At 62.6% G+C, this 12,896-nt stretch carries 9 protein-coding genes; 7 read left to right on the top strand and 2 right to left on the bottom strand.

All coding sequences use genetic code 11. The features are described 5' to 3' along the window. The first annotated feature begins 15 nt into the window (after positions 1–15). The 4 genes from JAB6_RS11135 (at position 16) to JAB6_RS11120 (ending at position 4,179) form a co-directional block, all read left to right on the top strand. A complete protein-coding gene (locus tag JAB6_RS11135) occupies positions 16–570 on the top strand; it encodes a YceI family protein (protein WP_034745589.1) in 555 nt (184 codons plus the stop codon). Positions 571–708: 138 nt separating this feature from the next. Then, on the top strand, positions 709–1,284 hold the full coding sequence (locus JAB6_RS11130; protein ID WP_034747598.1) for a YceI family protein: 576 nt from the start codon (positions 709–711) through the stop codon (positions 1,282–1,284). Positions 1,285–1,450: 166 nt separating this feature from the next. After that, positions 1,451–1,720: a GlsB/YeaQ/YmgE family stress response membrane protein gene (locus JAB6_RS11125; protein ID WP_034745587.1), complete on the top strand. Its 270-nt coding sequence runs from the start codon at positions 1,451–1,453 to the stop codon at positions 1,718–1,720. 305 nt (positions 1,721–2,025) lie between these two features. Further along, positions 2,026–4,179, top strand: a complete 2,154-nt coding sequence (locus tag JAB6_RS11120) for a S46 family peptidase (protein ID WP_034745584.1) — start codon at positions 2,026–2,028, stop codon at positions 4,177–4,179. A gap of 68 nt (positions 4,180–4,247) precedes the next feature. On the opposite strand, the gene JAB6_RS11115 is transcribed toward JAB6_RS11120, so the two are convergent. Beyond that, on the bottom strand, positions 4,248–4,817 hold the full coding sequence (locus JAB6_RS11115) for a hypothetical protein (protein WP_070302850.1): 570 nt from the start codon (positions 4,815–4,817) through the stop codon (positions 4,248–4,250). A gap of 149 nt (positions 4,818–4,966) precedes the next feature. Here JAB6_RS11115 and JAB6_RS11110 point away from each other — a divergent pair, with 149 nt between their 5' ends. From JAB6_RS11110 to JAB6_RS11100, 3 genes are all read left to right on the top strand, one after another. Next, complete coding sequence (locus tag JAB6_RS11110) at positions 4,967–6,655, top strand: M14 family zinc carboxypeptidase (protein ID WP_070302849.1); 1,689 nt, start codon at positions 4,967–4,969, stop codon at positions 6,653–6,655. 90 nt (positions 6,656–6,745) lie between these two features. Next, positions 6,746–8,896: an FUSC family membrane protein gene (locus JAB6_RS11105; RefSeq protein WP_070302848.1), complete on the top strand. Its 2,151-nt coding sequence runs from the start codon at positions 6,746–6,748 to the stop codon at positions 8,894–8,896. Positions 8,897–8,991: 95 nt separating this feature from the next. After that, complete coding sequence (locus JAB6_RS11100) at positions 8,992–10,944, top strand: phosphatase PAP2 family protein (RefSeq protein WP_070302847.1); 1,953 nt, start codon at positions 8,992–8,994, stop codon at positions 10,942–10,944. Positions 10,945–10,949: 5 nt separating this feature from the next. On the opposite strand, the gene JAB6_RS11095 is transcribed toward JAB6_RS11100, so the two are convergent. Further along, positions 10,950–12,896: a S9 family peptidase gene (locus tag JAB6_RS11095; RefSeq protein WP_254671567.1), complete on the bottom strand. Its 1,947-nt coding sequence runs from the start codon at positions 12,894–12,896 to the stop codon at positions 10,950–10,952.

The following is a 12,896-nucleotide window of genomic DNA, read 5'->3' as shown; positions in this document are numbered from 1 at the left end:
CAGGAAAAAAACAAGATGAAAACCACCCAACGCATCGTCCTCGCTTCCCTGCTGGGCCTGTCCGTGGCCGCCACCGCCGCCACCTTGCTGAAAGTCGATCCCGCCAAGACCAGCGTGTCGGCCGTGTTCAAGCAAATGAACGTGCCCGTGGAAGCGAAGTTCAAGAAATTCAATATCGCCATCGATTACAACCCGGCCGCGCCGGACGCCTCGAAGGCATCGGTGGAAATCGAGACGGCCAGCATCGATATCGGCGACCCCGAGTACAACAAGGAAGTGGCCAAGAAAGAGTGGTTCAACTCGGCCCAGTTCCCGAAAGCCACCTTCGTCTCGAGCAGCATCAAGGCGGCCGGCGCGGGCAAGCTGACGGTGACCGGCAAGCTGAGCATCAAAGGCAAGACCAGCGACGTGACCTTCCCCCTGGCGGTGAAAGCCGATGGCGGCAAATATGCATTTGACGGCGCCCTGCCGATCAAGCGCCTGACCTATAACATCGGAGAAGGCGAGTGGAAGGACACGAGCATGGTTGCAGACGAGGTCACAATTAAATTCCACGTTGCCGCTCAATAACACCTGAGAAAACGTCCATGGCTGCGTTGCTCTTGCCTCGTCGTACATTCGTACTGCCTTCGGCAAGGCGCCTTGCCCTGAACGTTTTTCATGCGTTATGAAAAACAACCCCAAAACCTGTTCAACTATAGGATCTGCATGAAATTTTCGCACTTGATGATCGCCGTGCTGGCAGCCGCCGGCGCGGGTTCGGCCATGGCCGCTACCGACACCTACAACCTCGACCCGACGCATACCTTCCCCAGCTTTGAAGCCGATCACATGGGCATGTCCGTGTGGCGCGGCAAGTTCAACAAGACCAAGGGGACGGTCACCCTGGACCGCGCCGCCAAGACGGGTAGCCTGGACCTCGTCATCGATGCCGATTCGATCGACTTCGGCCTCGACGCCATGAATACGCACGCGAAAAAAGCGGACATGTTCAACGTCGAGAAATTCCCTGAAATCACCTACAAGAGCAAATCGCTCAAGTTCAACGGCGATCAGCTGGTGGAAGTCGATGGCGAACTGACCCTGCTGGGCGTGACCAAGCCCGTCAAGCTGAACGTGAGCAAGTTCAAGTGCATCATGCACCCGCGCTACAAGCGTGAAGTGTGCGGCGCCGACGCCACGGCGGAATTCAAGCGCAGCGACTTTGGCCTGAACTACGGCATGCCGGCGTTCTCGCCGGAGGTCAAGCTGGCCATCCAGGTAGAAGCGATCAAGGCCGATTAAACACGGCCTTGCCGCATGACAAGCCCGCCTCGCTGCCCGCAGCCAGGCGGGCTTTTGCATGCGCCATGCGAATCCGCTGGACTTTTCTATCGTGCGGCATCACTATCCATTGGCATGATGTTGTTCTGACATGGCACACCTACTTATCCATCGCGCGGAGGACTACATGAATTTCATTATCTGGATCGTTATTGGCGGCGTCATTGGCTGGCTGGCCAGCATGGTCATGAAAACCAATGCGCAACAGGGCATCTTCCTCAATATCATCGTCGGCATCGTCGGCGCCTTCCTGGGCGGCTGGCTGCTGGCCCCGCTGTTCGGCACGGGCACCATCAATAGCGACAATTTCAGCCTGGCTTCGCTGCTGGTCTCGTTCCTGGGCGCCGTGATCCTGCTGGGCATCGTGAATCTTTTGCGCCGCGGCAAAATACGCTAAGCAGTCAAAAAGAGCGCAGCAACACATGGCCGGGCCGCGCAAGCGCCCGGCCATTTTTCATTGCCGCCAGGACACGTATGTACAAATACCACAGCCGGCGCACGGAAAAATGCGCGCTGGCAGCCGGTTCCCGCCCCTGCGCCACTCAAAATAATATCATTCAAACAAGCACATACGAACATGCTGCCCGGAAAATGTGATTGACTAGTGCGAGTTCGATACGGATACTCTATGTCGCCCGCTGCACAATCAGCGGGTACTCCGCTGATTCCGACTTCCCTACAATGTAAAAGAACAGAACTCGAATGAAAAAATCTCTCATCGCGCTCGCCATCCTGAGCAACTTCGCACACGCCGACGAAGGCATGTGGATGCCCCAACAGCTGCCACAAGTAGCCAAGGAACTGAAAGCGGCCGGACTGAAACTCGATCCGACCAACCTGACCAAACTGACCGAATTCCCGATGGGCGCCATCGTCAGCCTGGGCGGCTGCTCGGCATCGTTCGTCTCGCCGCAAGGCCTGGTTGCCACCAACCACCATTGCGTCTACAACAGCGTGGCGGTCAATTCGACCAAAGAGCGCGATTTGCTGGCCAACGGTTTCCTGGCCAAGACTTTCGCTGAAGAATTGCCAGCATCCCCAGGCAGCCGCATCTTCGTCACCTCGGCCGTGACGAATGTCAGCGACAAGATCATCACCGCCGACGTGGCCAAGCTGCAAGGCAAGGCACGCATCGACGCGATCGAGAAAAACCAGAAGAAACTGGTCGCCGAATGCGAAAAAGAAGCGGGCTTCCGCTGCACCGTGTCGGCCTACTACGGCGGCCTGGAGTTCTACCTGATCAAGCAACTGGAAATCCGCGACGTGCGCCTGGTGCACGCGCCTCCAGCGGGCGTCGGTAAATTCGGCGGCGACACCGACAACTGGATGTGGCCACGCCACACGGGCGACTACGGCTTCTACCGCGCCTACGTCAGCAAGGACGGCAAAGCGGCCGACTTCAGCAAGGACAACGTGCCGTACCAGCCAAAACACGTGCTGAAACTGGCCAAGGATGGCTTGAAAGAAGGCGATTTCGTCATGGTCCTGGGCTATCCTGGCCGCACCAACCGTCATCGTCTGCCATCGGAAGTGGCGTACACGTTTGACTGGAACTACCCGGCCTTCGTGAAAGCGTCGGGCGAAACCCTGGCCATCATCGCGCGCGAAACCAAGGACAACAAGGATGTTGCCCTGAAATACGCGGGTCAAGTTGCCGGCGTGAACAATTACTACAAGAACCGTCAAGGCATGCTGGACTCGTACGCCGGCAGCGACTTCCTGGCGCGCAAGACGGCGGAACATGAAGCCCTGAAGACCTGGGTCAACGCCACGCCGGCACGCAAGGCCGAATTTGCCGGCGACATCGAGCAAGTGGAAAAGCTGATCGCCGAGCGCGATGCCGACACCAAGCGCGATTTCTTCCTCAGCTACGCACAGCCGCGCCTGCTGAACACGGCACGCAGCCTGTACCGCCTGTCGAACGAAGGCACCAAGGCCGATACGGAACGCAAGTCCGGCTACCAGACGCGCGACTTGCCACGCCTGGAAGCGGGCATCACTTCGGTCGAGCGCACCTACGATGAAAAAGTCGACAAGGCGCTGGTACTGAACAGCCTGACCAAGTACGCCGCGCAGCCGGCAGCACAGCGCCGCGCCAGCTTTGACGCCGCCATCGGCATCAAGGATGGCATGTCGCCAGCCGACCTGTCCGCCGCCCTGGACAAACTGTATGCAGGCAGCAAGCTGGCCGACAAGGCCGAACGCGCAGCATGGCTGAAACGCACGCCAGCTGAATTCCAGGCCAGCAAGGACAGCTTCATCCAGGCAGCCGTCGCCATGTACCCGGATTCGCTGAAAAACGAAGCGGAAGACGAAGAACTGGCCGGCAAGATCCAGCAGGCGTACGCCAACTACATGAAAGCAAAAATCGCCTTCATGAAGAGCAAGGGCCAAGCCGTCTATCCTGACGCCAACAGCACCCTGCGCGTGACGTTCGGCAAAGTAGCCGGCCGCGACCATGGCGCCGACGGCACCACCTGGTCTGCCTTCACCACCGTCAATGGCGTCGCCGCCAAAGCCACGGGCCAGGGCGAGTTCAATGCACCGGCAAATCAACTGGCCGCGATCAAAGCCAAGGACTTCGGTAAATTCGTCGATCCGAAGCTGAAAACCGTACCGGTCGACTACCTGGCGACCCTGGACATCACCGGCGGCAACTCCGGTTCGGCTGCGCTGAACGCCAAAGGCGAATTCATCGGCCTGGCCTTCGATGGCACCCTGGACTCGATCATCTCCGATTGGGACTATAACAAGGCCAACACCCGTTCGATCCAGGTCGACCTGCGCTACATGCTGTGGAACATGAAACACATCGACCACGCAGACAACCTGCTGAAAGAAATGGGCGCTGAATAACAAGAAGCAATAACCCGGCAACGGGCGCTTTAGCCTGAGCCACTCCTGCGGGAGTGGCTTTTTTTCGCCTAGCGTTTTACCTTGGTAAAGCGGTACGGCACGGCTTGTTCCTCGCCAAACACCTGCGCACGGCCATTTCCCAAGGGCAGCATCACCCGCCGGCCATCGTGCAGCAGCAAGGCCAGGTCGGCACCGGGAAAACGCGGCGCCAGCAGCGGATACGCTTGCCGCGCGATGGGGGCGGCGGGAATCACGATGCGGTAGTCGCCATCGCCAAAGTCCAGCAGCAGCGCGGGCAGCTCATCGGGCCCCGGCAGCGCCGTGATGCGCAGGCGCGCGCTACCCTTGACGAGCTCGAAGGCTGACCACAGGGGCAAGCTGCGCTGTGTGGCCCCGGCCTGCAGCTGCGGCGCGTGGCCCGCCTGCGCCGACGTCAGCACGACATCGGACCGCTCCTCCGATACGGCCCCATCGACGGCCAGCAGCCAGCCTCGGTAGCGTATCAGCGCACCCTGCGCGGCGGCCGTGACGGAGCCGCCCTGCGCCAGGGGTCCCTTGCCCGCTGGCAAGCGCAATGGTGCCGCCTGTGCCGCCAGCCAAGCCCACCACAGCAGCACCGCCATCGCCATCTTGCCCATGCCGCCTCCCTCGTGCGTGAAACCTATTCATAACACAAGTGCGGCCCGCCCCCTCTGCCGCGCCTCAAGGCGCCAACGCCGGTGCTACAATTGGCCCCTAGCGGGCGTACTTACCCAGCGCGCCTTCCCCCTCCCAGACTCAGACCGCTATGCCACCAGACTTGCGCACGACCTACGAACTCGGTAACCACAACCAGACCACGACCTGGCTGGAATGCATCACCTTCTATCAAGATCTCGCCGCACGCTATCCGCAAGTGCTGCATTTCGAACAGATCGGCCTGTCCGACTCGGGCGTGCCCATCCATGCTGGCGTCGTCAGCGCGGACGGCGTGTTCGACCGTGAACAGATCAAGCGCGCGGGCCGCACCGTGTTCTTCAACAACAACGGCATCCATCCGGGCGAACCGGAAGGCATCGACGCCTGCATGGCCATCGTGCGCGACCTGTGCACGCAGCCGGAACGCCTGGCGGCGCTGGGCAGCACCGTGTTGCTGTTCATTCCGATCTACAACGTCGATGGCAGCCTGAACCGCGCCAACACGTCGCGCGTGAACCAGGATGGCCCGGAGCAATTCGGTTTCCGCGGCAATAGCCGCCACCTGGACCTGAACCGCGACTTCATCAAGTGCGACAGCCTGAACGCGCAAGTGTTCAACCGCTTGCTGGCCAGCTGGGACCCGGACGTAATGGTCGACACGCACACGTCGAACGGCGCCGACTACCCGTACACGATGACCCTGATCCACACGCAGACGGACAAGCTGGGCAATGGCCTCGGCCCCTTCCTGCAAGACACCATGCTGCCGCACATCTTTGCGCAGATGGAACAGGCCGGCTGGCCCACCTGCCCGTATGTGAACCCCGTCAAGGACAGCCCCGACCACGGCATCGCCGAGTTCCTCGAAGTACCGCGTTTCTCGACCGGCTTTGCGGCCTTGCACCACGTCATCGGTTTCATGCCGGAAACGCACATGCTGAAACCGTTTGCCGACCGCTACGCCTCCATGCGCGCCCTGCTCGACATCACCATGGCGTTCACGGTCAAACATGGCGAACAGATCAAGCAACTGCGCGCGCAAGCCAAGGCGGCGGGACGCACGCAAGCCGAGTGGCCCATCCACTGGAGCATGAACGAAGAACAGCCGTCGACCTTCCCCTTCAAGGGCTATGCGGCGCAATACACGCCAAGTATCCTCGGCGATTACCAGCGCCTGTCCTACGACCGCTCGCAGCCGTGGGAACGCGATATCAAGTATTACAACCGCTTCGATGCGGACGTCACCGTGGCCGCGCCGAAAGCCTATATCGTGCCGCAAGCGTGGCGCGAAGTCATCGAGCGCTTGCGCTGGAACGGTGTCGAAATGAGCCGCATCACCGCCGAACAGACGCTAACGGCGCGCTACTACCACATCACCAGCGTCGGTACGCGCGCCACGGCCTACGAAGGCCACATGTTCCACGACACGGTGGAACTGGAAGCGCGCACGGGCCAGTTCACCGTGCAAGCGGGCGACTATGTGATCAGCCTGGCCCAGGACAACGCGCGCTACGCCGTGGAAACCCTGGAACCGCAGGCGCACGACAGCTTCTTCCGCTGGGGCTTCTTCAACAGCGTGCTGGAGAAGAAAGAAGCGTTTTCCGATTATGTGTTCGAAGACATGGCATCCGAATTGCTGCGCGACGAGCCGGCGCTGGCCGCCAAGTTCGCCGACTGGAAAGCGGCCAACCCGGCCTTGCTGAGCAATCAGGAAGCCGTGCTCGACTTCATTTTTGCACACTGCCAGCGCTTTGCCGAGCCGGAATGGCGGCGCTATCCTGTGATCGCCCTGATGTAACTCGGGGCTGTAGCGACTGCAACATCCTGGCGCCGCATCGGAGACCCCGGTGCGGCGCCTCTTTCTGTGCCCTGCCCACAAGGTAATCCCATGCACTACGCACTGAACCTGCGCACCTTTATTTACAGCCATTATTTTTATCTGGGCTTGCGCGTGGCCGTCGGCCTGGTCGGCCTGGCCTTGCTGACCCAGGAAATCAGCGACAGCGCCACGGCCATGACCGTGTGCATCGGCGCCCTGTGCACGACCCTGATGGACATGCCCAGCCCGCTGCGCCACAAGTTCAACGAAATGCTCGCTTCCGTGCTGCTGTGCAGCGCCGTGACCTTATTGATCAGCCTGTGCGGGCCCGTGCAGTGGCTGTTGATGACGGTGCTCGTGCTCGTCAGTTTTCTCGCCAGCATGATGGTGGTGTACGGCAAGAAATCCATGCCCTTGCAACTGGCCGCCCTGTTCATCATGACCATGTCGATGGAGCATCAGATGACGTGGCAGCAATCGTTTCACCACGCGGGCCTGTTCATGCTGGGCGGCTTGATCTATCTGGCCTATGCCATGGCCATCGCCTGGGTCTTGCGCCACCGCATCAAGCAGCAAGTGCTGGCCGAAGCCCTGTTCGAACTGGCCGCCTACATCGACATCAAGGCCGATTTCTACGATACGCGTTTCAATTTAACGGAGCAATTCAACAAGCTGGTGCGCCATCAAAGCATCCTAGCCGACCGCCAGCAGGCGTCGCGCGACTTGATCTTGCGCAGCCACAAGAACAGCAAGGACGCCATCGTCGTGCAGGTGCACGTGTGCATGCTCGATCTGTATGAACTGATACTCTCGACGCACACGGATTACGCGCTGCTGCGCCAGCACCTGGCCGACTCCGACGTGCTGAAATCCCTGCACGACCTGGCCTACAAGGCGGCGCGCGACATCGAAGCCGTCGCCTACGCCATCACGCGCAAGCGCGCCTCGTATGCGCAAATCAGCTACGACAAGGAATGGGCCGACATCGAAGCGGAAATTGCCCGACTGCAGGCAAAGGGCGACGCTGCGCAGGAAGCGCTGGCCACCCTGCGCGCGCAGCGCAACAAGATCCGCGCCATTCTGAAAATGATCGGTGAACTGCACCTTGCCACGCAAAAAGTCTACGACAACGTGCCGTTCTGGAGCGGAGCGGACATGGCGCCATTCCTGTCGCAGCAGAAATACGAACTGAAGACCCTGCTGTCGAATCTGCGCCTGGACTCGCCCGTATTCCGTTTTGCCCTGCGCGTGTCGATGGCCATTTCCGTTGGCTTGCTGATCGGCCACTGGCTGCCGTATGCGGCGCACAGCTACTGGATCGTGCTCACCATCGTCATCATCCTGCGCCCCACCTTCAGCATGACGCGCCAGCGCCGCGCCGACCGCATCATCGGCACCATCATCGGCTGCGTGGTCACGGCCATCGTGATCCGCTACGTGCACAGCAATATCGTGCTGATGGCCATCCTGTTCCTCTCCATCGTGGCCACGCCCACCTTCATCTATTTGCGCTACCGCTACACGGCCATTGCCGTGAGCCTGATGATTCTGCTGCAAATGCATCTGGTGGCGCCCAGCAACCCGAACCTCGTCAGCGAGCGCCTGATCGACACCCTGATCGGCGCGGCGGTGGCCACCGTGTTCAGCTTCGTGCTGGCCAACTGGGAATACCAGAGCCTGCCGCGCCTCGTGCGCCAGGTGCTGAACGTGAACCTGTCATACATGCAGGCCAGCTTCGCGCTGCTGCAGGGAAAGTGTTTCGATGACTTCGCCTACCGCATCGAGCGCAAGCGCTTGATGGACAGCCTGGCCGCGCTCAGCTCGGCACTCGTGCGCATGCTCGACGAACCGGCCAGCAAGCAGCGGGCCGTGGAAGACATCAACCTGTTCATCGTGCAAAATTACTTGCTGGTCGCCCACGTGGCGGCGCTGCGCTCGATCCTGGGGCGCCATGCCAGCCAGCTGCCCGTCGCGCCCGTCAACGCCCTGCTTGGCCACAGCCATACGCAAGTGTGTCTGACCCTGTCGCGCGCGCTGGACCAGCTCGACAACAAGGCCGCCATCAGCGCCCCGCTGGCGGCCCCTGCCGCACCGCCCGTGAGCGAAGTGGACTGGTCGGGCTGGCCGCTGGTCAAAAGACGCATCCGCCTGTTGCAGGCCGATGCCGACAAGATCGTGGTGCATAGCGCGGCGATCGTGCATATCGTGGCCCCCAGATAATTTTCTGAGGATGCCCTGGCGCAAGTGGTGTCATCAGGAGGTCATCTGGCCTCTCTATGCTGCCATGGTTTTTCCACTTCCAGCCAAGGTCATCCATGCACGCATTTCCCCTGAGCCGGCGCCTGCCGCTGGCGCTGGCCATCAGCGCCGCCCTCGCCCTTGCCGCCTGCGGCGGTTCCGACCACCAGGAAACGGCGCTCGTCATTCCCGCCGCGCCCGCCGACCAGGGCGCGCCCGACACGGCGCCGCCATCGGCCACGGCCATCCCCTTTGTCGACAATATCGCCAGCAACCAGCGCGGCGACGCGCGCTACGCCACGGCCGCCACGAATGCGGGCGTGCGCGTACTGGCCGGCATGCTCGACATCTGGAAACCGTTGACGGAAATCGTCGATGCCGGCGTCTCGGCGCCAGCCGTGGACGGCTTCCCTGCGGTCGTGCCTTCCGCCTGGACGGGCGTGCCCAACGATGGCACGCCGGGCGGCACCATCGTCAATGCCAGCGTGCACAATGCGAACATCGATTTCGTCGTCAAAGCCACCACCAGCCGCACGCCGGCGCAGGAACTGGCCGCCTACCTCGATGACCGCCGCGGCAAGGGCTACAGCATCACCGACGGCATGGGTCCGCTGACGGACGCCTGGCGCAGCGCGGCGCGCCAGACCACCAGCATCACCGACATCGCGCCGGACGCGACAAGCAAGCTCTACAACGATAGCGGCAGCAACACGGGCGTGGCAGGCAGCGCCAATGCCGAGTTCGGCAACGTGGTGGGCCTCGTCAACGCCATGGGCAACAATGGCTCGACGGAACCGGCCAAGCGCTTCTACAAATATGCGCGCCCGTTCCGCTGGAGCAGCAACGTAGCCGTGATCCCGGCCCTGCTGCCGGCCCGGAGCGCCACGCCCGCCACCGATGGCGGCTTTACCAGCGGCCACTCGGCCGAAGCCGTGCGCGGTGCGCTGGGCATGGCGTATACCTTGCCCGAGCGCTACCAGGAAATGGTGGCGCGGGGCCTGGAACTCGGTGAAAACCGCATCATCGCCGGCATGCATTCGCCGCTCGACGTGATCAGCGGCCGCGTGCAGGCGCAAGCCATCGTCGCCGCCAACCTGCTCGACCCGGCAACGGCCGCCACCAAGGCCGCCGCCGTGACGCAGGCGCACACGACCCTGATGGCGAAAACCGGCACCACGGCCGACACCTTCTACGACTATGCCCACTCGGGCACCGGCGCCAACGACCGCTTTTCGGACTACGCCAGCACCAAGGCCGCCTATATCCGCCGCCTGACCTTCGGTTTCGCGCAGACGGGCGCCGCCAACGCGCCAGCCGTCGTGCCGAAAGGCGCGGAAGTGCTGCTGGAAACGCGTTTGCCGTATCTGTCCGATGCACAGCGCCGCGTGGTGCTGAAAACAACGGCCTTGCCATCGGGCTACCCGGTGATGGACGATGCTGAAGGCTGGGGCCGCTTGAACCTGTTTGCCGCCGCCGACGGCTATGCCGTCTTCACGGGCAATGTCCTCATCAGCATGGATGCGGCCAAGGGCGGCTTCTACGCCGTCGACCGCTGGCGCAACGACATCGGCGGCACGGGCAAGCTGAACAAGCAAGGCACGGGCACCCTGAAGCTGGGCGGCAACAATAGCTGGAGCGGCGGCACGCAGCTGGAAGGGGGCCGCCTGGAAGGCTTGTCGGCCACGGCCTTCGGCAAGGGCGACGTGTATGTCAGCGGCGGCACCCTGGTCAGCAATGCACCGTCCGGCCTGGCGCTGGCCGGCAAGTACACGCAGCTGGCCAACGGCAACCTGGAATTAAAGCTGGGCAGCGGACAGCAAGGCCGCCTGAGCGTGGCGGGCCAGATGACGGTGGCGGGCGGCAGCCTGAAGGTGACGTTCCAGAACGGCTACAAGCCGGCCGCCGGCGACACCCTGACCGTGCTGCAGGCCGCCAGCCTGAAAGGCAAGTTCGACAGCATCACCGCCGAGGGCTTCAAGGTGACGCCGACGTACACGGCAACGGGCTTGCAGCTGCGCCTGGATGTATAGGCGAGCTACTTGAGGTAGCGCTCAAACCAGCCGATAGTACGCTTCTGCAAGTCGCGCTGGTGCTCGGGCTTGCGGAAGGAATGGCCTTCGCCGTCGTAGATGAACAGGCTGGACGGCACGCCCATGGCGCGCAAGCCGTGCCAGAATTCCAGCGACTGGGCGGCCGGCGTTTCCACGTCGCGCTCGCCCACGTAGATCAGGGTTGGCGTCTTGGCCGCCTTGATCGATTCGATCGGCGACGCCTTGCGGTAGACGGCCGGATCGTCATAGGCGGAGGCGCCAAAGAACGGGATCATCCACTGGTTGATGCCGTTCTGGCCGTAATAGCTGATCCAGTTCGACACGCCAGCGCCCGCCACGGCCGCCTTGAAGCGGTCGCTGTGCGTGACGCCCCACATGGTCATGAAGCCGCCATATGAATGGCCGATCAGGCCCAGGCGCTCGCCATCGACGGGCGCCACTTTTTGCACGGCGTCGATGCCGGCAAGAATGTCGCGCCAGTCGCCGCCGCCAAAGTCCGCCATGTTGGCACGCGTAAAAGCCTGGCCCTGGCCAAAGCTGCCGCGCGGATTGGGCAGGAAGACAAAATAGCCTTTTTGCGTCAATTCGTGGATCAGGGTGCCCGCGCCCACGTAACGGGGCGAAGCTGCCGCGCCAGGACCGCCATGCACGTTGACGACCATCGGGTGGCGCTTGCCGGCGTCCGTCTTCAACGGCCCCAGCAGCCAGCCCTGCACCTTGTATTGCTCGTTGTTCCAGCCCACGTTTTGCACCGTCAGCTGCGGCGCAAAACCGTCATTGTCGCGCGTGATCTTTTTCAGCTGGGCCACCGGCCCGGCCACCAGGTAGGAAGCGTGCGTAAAATCTTCCTGTGCGGCGGCCGCTTGCAAGCCATCGGCGCTGAACGACAGACGGCCATCGCTGCCGCTGCTGCTGATTTCTCCGAGCAGCACAGGTTGGCTGGGGCCGGTCTGCGCATCGACGGGCACCAGCGCCAGCTGCGAATCGATCAGGGCCGTTGCCAGCAAGCGGGCGCCGCGCCAGACGACGCCATTGAAGGTACCGCGATAGTCTTGTGTCACATTGCGCGGCGTGCCGCCGGCCAGCGGCACCGTATAGATATCGCCGCCGATGGAGCCAAAATCGCTCATCAGGCCGCCGATGAAGACCACTGTCTTGCCATCGGGCGAGACCGAAGGCAGGTTCAGCTGCATGGCCGGCGACGCGATCACGCGCAGGGCGCCCGTGGCCGCATCGATATGGCTGAGCTTGGCGACCCACCAGTTGCTGTCGCCATTGCCCTGCGCGCTGGTGGCGACAAAGCCGCGGCCATCGGGCGTCCAGCTGTATTCATACACATAGGTGTCGGCGGGCGACAGCAGACGCGGCTCGCCGCCGCTGGCCGGCACGACGGCGATGCGCTGGGCATCGTCTTCGCTGCCCACTTCGCCCACCTGGCGCGCGCCCGCCTCGACGGCGCCGGCCAGCTTGCGCGCGCCCACCGTGGCCAGCAAGGCCAACTGCTTGCCGTCCGGCGACCAGAGCGCCGTGCTGGCCACGCCCTTGATGCTGGTCAACGTTCGGACTGGCGTTTGCGACAGGGTGGCCAGGTAGAGCTGCGCCGTGCCCGCCTTGGCGTCGTAGCCGATGAAGGCCAGCTGTTTTCCATCTGGCGACCAGCTGGGCTTATCGTAGGAACACACGGCACACGGGTCGAATTGCTGCACGATGGCGCCATTGGCGTCGCGCACGACGATGGCAGCGTGCGGGCGCTGCGCTTGCTCGCCGGCCTTGTTCGATTCGATGGCGGCGATGCGCTGGCCATTGGCCGACAGGGCCACAGCGCGGTAATCGCGCAATGCCGGCCCGGTTGCAGCGGCGGCGTGTGCCGTGGTGCCCAGAAGGCTGCTTGCCAGCAAGCCGCAGGCGGCCAGATCAGTTATTTTCATCAT

Source organism: Janthinobacterium sp. HH104, assembly GCF_001758715.1.
In the GTDB taxonomy this organism is placed as follows: domain Bacteria; phylum Pseudomonadota; class Gammaproteobacteria; order Burkholderiales; family Burkholderiaceae_D; genus Janthinobacterium; species Janthinobacterium aestuarii.
Note: the sequence above shows the minus strand (reverse complement) of the source record. Positions and strands in the feature narration are given on the sequence as shown.

What these genes read in the sequence shown, in the direction of transcription:
- JAB6_RS11135 (WP_034745589.1), top strand. Translation starts at nt 16, where the DNA reads ATGAAAACCACCCAACGCATCGTCCTCGCTTCCCTGCTGGGCCTGTCC.
- JAB6_RS11125 (WP_034745587.1), top strand. Translation starts at nt 1,451, where the DNA reads ATGAATTTCATTATCTGGATCGTTATTGGCGGCGTCATTGGCTGGCTG.
- JAB6_RS11130 (WP_034747598.1), top strand. Translation starts at nt 709, where the DNA reads ATGAAATTTTCGCACTTGATGATCGCCGTGCTGGCAGCCGCCGGCGCG.
- JAB6_RS11105 (WP_070302848.1), top strand. Translation starts at nt 6,746, where the DNA reads ATGCACTACGCACTGAACCTGCGCACCTTTATTTACAGCCATTATTTT.
- JAB6_RS11115 (WP_070302850.1), bottom strand. Translation starts at nt 4,817, where the DNA reads ATGGGCAAGATGGCGATGGCGGTGCTGCTGTGGTGGGCTTGGCTGGCG.
- JAB6_RS11100 (WP_070302847.1), top strand. Translation starts at nt 8,992, where the DNA reads ATGCACGCATTTCCCCTGAGCCGGCGCCTGCCGCTGGCGCTGGCCATC.
- JAB6_RS11120 (WP_034745584.1), top strand. Translation starts at nt 2,026, where the DNA reads ATGAAAAAATCTCTCATCGCGCTCGCCATCCTGAGCAACTTCGCACAC.
- JAB6_RS11095 (WP_254671567.1), bottom strand. Translation starts at nt 12,896, where the DNA reads ATGATGAAAATAACTGATCTGGCCGCCTGCGGCTTGCTGGCAAGCAGC.
- JAB6_RS11110 (WP_070302849.1), top strand. Translation starts at nt 4,967, where the DNA reads ATGCCACCAGACTTGCGCACGACCTACGAACTCGGTAACCACAACCAG.